Annotated in this window: 5 protein-coding genes; all 5 read right to left on the reverse strand. The window is 63.2% G+C overall.

Annotated features, from left to right (window positions below; all coding sequences use genetic code 11):
• Positions 1–839: 839 nt before the first annotated feature.
• The 5 genes from VGS97_RS19760 to VGS97_RS19780 all read right to left on the reverse strand — a co-directional run bounded on the left by VGS97_RS19760 (position 840) and on the right by VGS97_RS19780 (position 7503).
• Entirely contained in the window at positions 840–1784 is a 945-nt protein-coding gene (locus VGS97_RS19760; RefSeq protein ID WP_326855074.1) for an oxygenase MpaB family protein, read from the reverse strand.
• A 513-nt stretch (positions 1785–2297) separates the two neighbouring features.
• Positions 2298–2561, reverse strand: coding sequence for a hypothetical protein (locus tag VGS97_RS19765; protein WP_326855075.1), 264 nt, complete (start codon positions 2559–2561; stop codon positions 2298–2300).
• A gap of 517 nt (positions 2562–3078) precedes the next feature.
• Positions 3079–3420 carry a hypothetical protein gene (locus VGS97_RS19770; RefSeq protein ID WP_326855076.1) on the reverse strand — a complete coding sequence of 114 codons (342 nt, stop codon included), beginning with the start codon at positions 3418–3420 and terminating at the stop codon, positions 3079–3081.
• A gap of 87 nt (positions 3421–3507) precedes the next feature.
• Complete coding sequence (locus VGS97_RS19775; RefSeq protein ID WP_326855077.1) at positions 3508–5208, reverse strand: hypothetical protein; 1701 nt, start codon at positions 5206–5208, stop codon at positions 3508–3510.
• 612 nt (positions 5209–5820) lie between these two features.
• A complete protein-coding gene (locus tag VGS97_RS19780; RefSeq protein ID WP_326855078.1) occupies positions 5821–7503 on the reverse strand; it encodes a serine/threonine-protein kinase in 1683 nt (560 codons plus the stop codon).
• Between the last annotated feature and the right edge of the window lie 193 nt (positions 7504–7696).

Genomic DNA, 7696 nt, shown 5'->3' on the forward strand with positions numbered 1-7696 from the left:
CGCGCCGAGTTATCACCGCCACCGCGCGCCGCGCCAGGTCCGGCAGGTCGTCCGCCAGCTCCCGGGCCACGGCGGCGAGCACCGCGCGCGGCGTGGAGAGGGCGTTGGTCATCGCTGGTCCTCAATGGCTGGTCCCGCGCCGTGATCCGAACCGATCCCGCCGGCCAAAGCCCGATCCCGGTCCCGGTCCAGAACGAAAGGCGATCGAGGTACCAGGGTGATCGGTCGATCCCGCGCCAGGCACTGTCCGCGAGCACAGACCTGCCCCACTTCCACAAGGCACGCCCACAACACCGCTTACAACACCGCATAGCAGGAAGCTCATAACCCCGCCACTCGCCGCCGACAACCCACCACCCTCGTCCTCGGTCCTATCCACCGCCCCCAGGTTGCATTACATCGGCACAATCCTCCGACCGATCATCTGTGCACTGATCCGATGCCTGCATCGCCGGTGCAGCACCAGAATTGCGGTATCCCCGTGCTGCGGAAACAAGGGGATGCCGGAAGTACCGTCGTCAACGTCGCTTCCGGCGGGCGGCGCGCCGTCAGGGCCCTTCCCTGGCAGCCGCAGAAGATGGTGCACCGCCCGAACATCAGCCGGACGGTACGACGTGTGGAAATCCGGCGCCGGGCACGGTCCGATCCCCCAGCAAAAGACCGTGCCCGGCTCACCACGGCCACCGACGGCCAGCTCCGTACCATGGGCTCTTCGAACGTGACCGTGGCCTTATGTGCGGCTGTAGGCTCGCCCGCCGCTACGCGTCGACCGCCCCTGCGCCACCGGCCACAGTCAAGTTCGAAGAGGGGCCCATGACTCTCTCCAGTTGAACGAACCATCACTCCCGCAACGCCCGCCGCTGATCGCTATTGCCCGTGTAATGGTTGGGGTACGCCCGCCGTTCCGGTGGCGGCAGGTTGCGCGCTGGCGTGTGCACCAGCGGGGCGGTGGCCGCAATCGTGCCGCGAGCACGGTGCCAACCGGCCCGAGCCCGCGGGTGATAACGCAGGCGGAACGGAAGCAGTAGGAACAGCACGGCCACCGCTCGACAGACCAGACGCAACATTCGCGCGTCGCGCTCAGACCACCGCAGACCAAGCCGCTCACGAGCGGGGGCGGGCAGCAGACCGGCGGTCATCCACAACAACACCCGGCTCACCGGATCCCACAACCTCCGCCACAACCACTCCGGCACTACCGCCAGGAGCGGAGGCTTGGGCATCCGCCCGATGTCGAGCACGTCCCGGGCAGCGCCACTGTCCTCAAGCACAGTGGCACAAGTGGTGTCCCAGTACGCCCGAAGCTCTGTCCAGTCCCCCGGCAGGCCTTGCATCGGCAAACCGTAGAGCCGATACCACTGCACACTCTCGCGGGCGAGCCGCTCTTTCTGCGAGTCCGTGAACCCTGAGCCGAAGTTCTCGGCGATCACCACGTTGGCCATGACGAAGGTGACGTGCGCCCAGTAGAAGGGTGAGCGGTTGAGCGCGTTGTATCCCCGTCCGCGCACGTCCGTCCCGCTGACGTGGTGGTGGTAGCCCACGATCTGCCGGGCGGTGCGTCGTGCGTGCGAGCCGTCGTAAACCACTCCGAGGATGGGATAAATGGACCTGAAGGTCCGCTGCCATCGCTCGTCGAGAAACCGCGAGTGCTGCTCCACGCCGGCAGCCACCTGCGGATGCATGTTCTGCAACACTCCCATCCACAAGCCCAGCAGCAGACCGCGCCAGTCCCCGAAGTACTTCCACGTCACCGATTCAGGACCCAACGGCTCGCACTCGTCCACGCTCCGTCCGCGCCTCCTTCGAAGCAAGGTGACGCGCAGTCCGACCGCCCCGGGCACCACAACCACCTCAGAGCACGTAACACACACCACCTGTCTCAGCACATTGCGTGACATGCAAGCAAAGTCCCAGGCGCGTGGATCTGGTGTGTTGCACAGAAATCGCAGCCGTAAATGTGCACGCTGACAACCCGCATGAGTCACCCGCCCGGCTACTGCTCACCGATCACGCAAGCGTGACGGCGTCCAAGTCAACGGTGATCCAGTAGCTTTGGCGCACCGGATGCAGGTCCATGGCCGGCTAAAAGCCCAAAGGGGCCCATACAGACGACAGGGTGTCTGTATGGGCCCTTCAACGAGCGAGTGGCGGGAACCGAATCCGGACTGTCAGCCCGGAAATCAGGATGCCCAGATATGACATTCCGTATGCTGGTCGCGGGCTCATACCAGAATCGATCTTCTCCGGCCCCTCACCGCTCCCCGCCCACCTGCCCTCCCCTTTACGGGTACGATGGATCAGTTCGGATCACGTAGATTTTCGGCATATTGCGCCAGCAGTGCGGCAAAGTTCGCCGTTTGGCCGCTTTCCGACGTTGAAAGCTGATCCAGAGCCGAGATCAGGTACTTCCACTCATCCGCATCAGCCTTCGTCGACGCGACCTTGAGCTGCCGGCAGGCGACGATTTCACTCAGTCCCACCAAGCGTTTCGCCTCGTCCTGGGCCATGCTGTATTTTCCGATCGCGTTCAGCGTGCTGAACACACCGCTGAAGAAGCCCATAGCTACACCCCCCTTGGTTAGCAATTGAGTACCCGCAGACAGCATAGCTCCACAGAGCATGGTTGCGGAGGTCGTAAAGGCGATTCCAGCAACAAACTCTCGTGTCAAGCCAAGAGCTCGCTTCCCGCGTCGGTCAGAGTCACCCCGTCGGCTTCACATTGGTTGACCACAAGGTTGCGACAATGCCCCCGGATTCTTATCCGCGTAATCCCCGAGCGACTGCGAGACCTCATCCTCTCTGCGCCGCGGCACAAGCTTCACGCTTCACCGGGTGCTCGCCTTGCTCGCCGAGCCACACATGAAGCTGCTTACGGCCATGATCGAGAAATCCTCTGCCCAATGGCAGCACTGCCTGGTCGAGCAAAGTGTCATCGACAACGCACATGCCACCCCATATACAGTCGCTGTCCGCCTCCAGACCAGACCGCAGTGACGACGGATCAGACGTCTTCGCTCCCAGCAGAACCGCCGCTGGCTGGCTGCGCATCAGCGGTGCTGCTTTGTCGAGGACAGCCGCCTACTCTGCGGCCGGCTCGACGACGTTCCGTAGTATTTCGAGGCTTTCCGGATCGATGCCATGGCTGGTCAGCAGCTCGCCAACAAGTGCAGTCATACGTGTGGCGTATTCATGCGAGCGCTCTTCGTCGAAGAGCTGGTTGACACGGGCGACATCGGCAGCCATCCCCGCGCGCAGTGCGGCCCGCTCGCCCCTGTTGGGTCGCCAGAGGATCTTCTGCACGTCCACCGGGCTCGCCTCGCCGGTGTCCACGAAGGCTTCGCCCGCCGGCGGACCGCCCTGCAACCATCGCGCATAAGACTTGTGCACGCCCGCCGCCGATAATTCTTCAGGAGTTGGCATTTCCGAGTTCCTTCTGCCTAACATAATATGACCGTCGATCTCTCGTATTAATATCCGCGCTCATTATAAATCTGCGCTTCATTTTAGTCAAGCTAACTTACGCCACCTTTCGAGCATGCGCATATACCAGCGAACCTTGTCACGAAGCACTTCGACGAGATAGGCGCTGGACAGCGAGGCTATCAGCGCCAGGATCACCCAGCTGATGTCGATGTTGCTCAGGCGGACAAGCCCGTTGAACAACGTGAAATGGTTGATCGTGTACAGCGATTTGTGGTTCGCATTCGCGATATAAACAAGGGCGCTACAGGCCGAAGTCACACCGGCGATGGCAAGCCCGGCGTACGAGGCGATGCTGGAGCGCAGCACACGTTCAGCCGAGTGGCCGACGAACGTCGCCGCGAACGCCGGCAACGCCAGTAAGAGCGCCGGCATGTCGGTGTTCGTGTTCACCCCGCGAAGGCCCGGTTGTATCAGGGTGAAGAACCAGATCAAGATGGCGCAGGTGGTGGAAATGACCGCCGCGCCGCCGAGGACACCCGGAGGAACCTCGTCGAATTCGATTCGCGTCCAAAGGTCGTGACGCGGCACCTGGTTCAGCCCACGAGTATAGAAATGAGCGTACGGCAGACCGGAGTGATGCCGGAGGCGCAGATATGGCCGGGGGTTCTCGCCGGCATACGTTGCCTGATTCACCGAGCGCCCGTTCTGGGAATCGATCAACCGCTGATCGACCAGGAATCTCGCGGAGCCTGCCGGCATACGGAAGTGATAGCTGTGGGCGTCGAACGGAAGCGTGAGCGGGTACGTGAACCCGAACGGGCTCAGCCCGAGGCGAACGCGGAGCCGGTCGGTGAATGTCGCAGTCTGCTCGTAGATCGGAATGGTACGCGAGTAACGAAGGATGAGCCGGCTGCCGACCGGCAGCGGTGCCTCGACAATGATCAGGTAGTAGCTGGAGAAGAAGTCGCAGAACTCGATCAGACGCTTGACCGCCACTTTGTCGACAGTACTGGGAGCGCCGGTCGGCGAAGCAGCTGATCCGACGAGGTTTGGCGAGAGTAAGCCGAAGATCGCCTCCTTGACTTCGCTCGAAACACGCCCGACGTGGCACACGAGGTCGACAAGGGTCCAAAAGAGCTTCGCCTCGAAGTCGCTCAGCGCGCGGGTCTGAGCCTCCTGCGTATCACCGAAGTATGCTTGCCGGAACAGCTTGTCGATGACATAGGCCAGGATGCCGTACGTCTCGCTCTGCAAGAGTGCCGCCAAGGGCCTGTCATTGGTGTCCCACAGCTCAAGGTTGTCCAGCATCGTCCCTTTTTTGAGGCGCATGAGCGGCAGCAGGATGGTTTTCTCACCCGCCTCCGAGATCATCTCCGCTGTCGCGTCATGGATCGCGTAGTTCAGGGTCACATCCTGCTTCAGGGAGCCGTCGTTGATGTGGGCGATCTCAGTCGCCCGCGTCAGGTACTGCGACGGATCATGAAGCACCTGCTGGAAGAGGTACAGCACATCAGACTTATACCTGTGCGAGATCTGCCTCATCGACTCGACGACCTGCCCGATGGTCGGAGACGTGGGAGTCGGCTCCCCCAAAGACTCGCCGTTGTTCGGGTAGCTCTTCGGTAGTCGGCCGAAAACGAGCAGTATGACCGAGGACGTCAGCGCCACCACGCCCGCGAACCACCGGATCTTCAGGGCCGCGTTGACGCCATTCGCATTGGCCGGACCGCCGAGCGCGACCACCACGAGAGCCATGAAGGCGACGGCGGCGAAGAAGGTCCTCAAGGCACTGCGAGGCCACCCAGACATAATCCCCCCACGGATCATCAAACCTGCCGTGATGCGAAACCGCACCCCACCCTCGGCAGTACGTGACTGGCACTTCAATCAGTAGAGCCCTGATCATCGCATGGCAAGCTCGATTTCGTCGATCGTTGCATTTCTGTTACACGCCCGCGGAAACGAGCGGCTGCTTCATGGTCACCAGACTTGGACGGCCAAAGAATAACTTGATCGCGACAGGCCACAGAGAAATGTACGTAGATCGCATGCTTGCAAGGCCTGGCCTGCAACAAGCAACCACATTCGTCGAATTTTAATCATCAGAGCTTCTTCATGATTCGTAACATCGCGTCTTGGCCCCATTGGACCTATCCCCATCACGGCGTTACGGCGGAACACTTCAGAGACGGGCAACACGATCACGGCCAACCCGTCGCCGATCGTGATAGGTACTCACACCAATCGCCCGTGCTTGACAACCACCCATTCCCACTCATGCAACGGCACATCAACAACCGGGAACTCGCGTAAAGGAAGATGGCGCTCGTCAGCCCAAGCATCCACCGTGCTCGACGGGAACGGAATCAGACATCGAACGTGCAATACGTGCCTGGTTCAGGGTGGTGTGTTGCCCCAAACGCTGACCGCGGCGGTCACTCCAGAGTCGTCGGTCGGGAGGTCCTCGATCCGCAGCACGGCGACCTGGCGGTACGCGGTTAGTGCGCACACGATGTCGCCGACGCTGACGTGCAGCCGCGCCGTACCCTGTGCGAGCGCAAGAGTGCGGCACTGGGCACCGGTCGGGGTACCCGCACCGTCCCACAGCGCGAGGTTGCTCACCTCCGGCGCGCCGCTGGAGATCTCGGCTGTCGCAGCTGGGACCGCTTCCTTGACGTCGCCATATCCCTGTGCTGCGACGGGAGGCTTGGCGTCCAGCCACAGTCCGGCACTGGTGATGCGGACCGTCCCGGACCACCACAACATGGTGGGCACCGGCGGGTCGGGAGGCGGGCCGAAGGCACCTGGCGGGCCTCCCTGCGGGCCACCTGCCTGCGGCGCTCCCAGCGGCGTCCCGAGACCGGGAATCGATGGTGGTCCCGCGCCGGGAAAGCCGTTCAAGGTACCCGTACGCGCCTGTGCTCCCGCATCCTGCTGGCCAGACGCAGAAGCCGCGCCACCCGATACCGCAGTCGATTCGGGCCGGGCGTTACCGCGTGACGCGATGGTGCTCGCCGCCACCACCGCAGTGGCGAGTACGGCCAACGAGGCAGCGAGCCCGCCCACCACAAACCGCAGGCCACGGCGCGCGCCGATCGGGATCCCGTCGTCCGGCGTCGCGAGCCGACGCGTTCCCGCCACCGCCAACGCTGCGGAATCCGGCCCGGCGCCATGCGGTGCGTGACCGCTCTGGGCCAGGTCGGTCAGCGCCGCGCGGTAAGCGTCGATCGCGAACACCACCGACTCAGGCAACCAGTCGGCCGCGCCGCGCGGCGGCTCGTCCGGCGTGCACACCTCAAGGATCTCCGCGACGTTCGGCCGGTCGGCGGGCTCCCTGGACAGACACGACTCGATCAGTGCTCTGATCTGCCTCGGGCAGCCGGCCAGATCGGGACTTTCGTTGACGATGCGATAAAGCACCGCAACCCGCAGCCCATCGCCGAACGCCGGCCGACCAGTAGCCGCATAATGCGCCAACGCACCCAGCGAGAACACATCACCCATCGGCTCGGGCGGCTCGCCGAGCACCTGTTCGGGCGCCACATACTGGGGCGAGCCAACCATCATGCCGGTCATGGTCAGCGGCGTCGCATCGGCGGCACGCGCGATCCCGAAATCAATCACCCGCAGCCCGTCCGCGCCAAGCACCACATTCGCAGGCTTCAAATCCCGGTGCACAATGCCACTGGCATGGATCGCCCGCAACGCCTCGGCGATCTCGGCCATCAACACGATCACCGACGAGACCGGCAACGGCCCATAAAAATCCACCGCATCCGCCAACGTCGGCCCGGCCACGTAAGCGGTGGCAAGCCACGGAACATCAGCGTCAGGGTCGGCATCAACCAGCGCGGCAATATTGCGACCCTGCACCAGCCGAGCCGCACGAACCTCGCGCGCGAACCTGGCCCTGAACTGACGGTTATCGGCAAACTCGGAACGCAACACCTTCACCGCGACCGGCTCGCCGGACCCGTCGAACGACAGGAAGACCTCCCCCATACCGCCCGACCCGAGACGGGCACGCAAACGGTACCCACCAACCTGGACCGGATCACGATCACGCAACGGATCGAACACCCCGGGAGGAGCGTGCACGTCCCCACCTCACGTACCCGCCAACAACACAGCCAAGCCCGACTATAGCAACCCTCAGTGATCGCAAGACAGCATCACCTGCGAAAGTAACCCGTGCGCCGGTACACGAACCCGAAATCGCACCCGCTCGTCGCACTCGGCCATCAGTAACTCAGCGAGAAGCCCGTGGAGGCCC

This window comes from Actinocrinis sp. (assembly GCF_035946395.1).
Taxonomy (GTDB): domain Bacteria; phylum Actinomycetota; class Actinomycetes; order Streptomycetales; family Catenulisporaceae; genus Actinocrinis.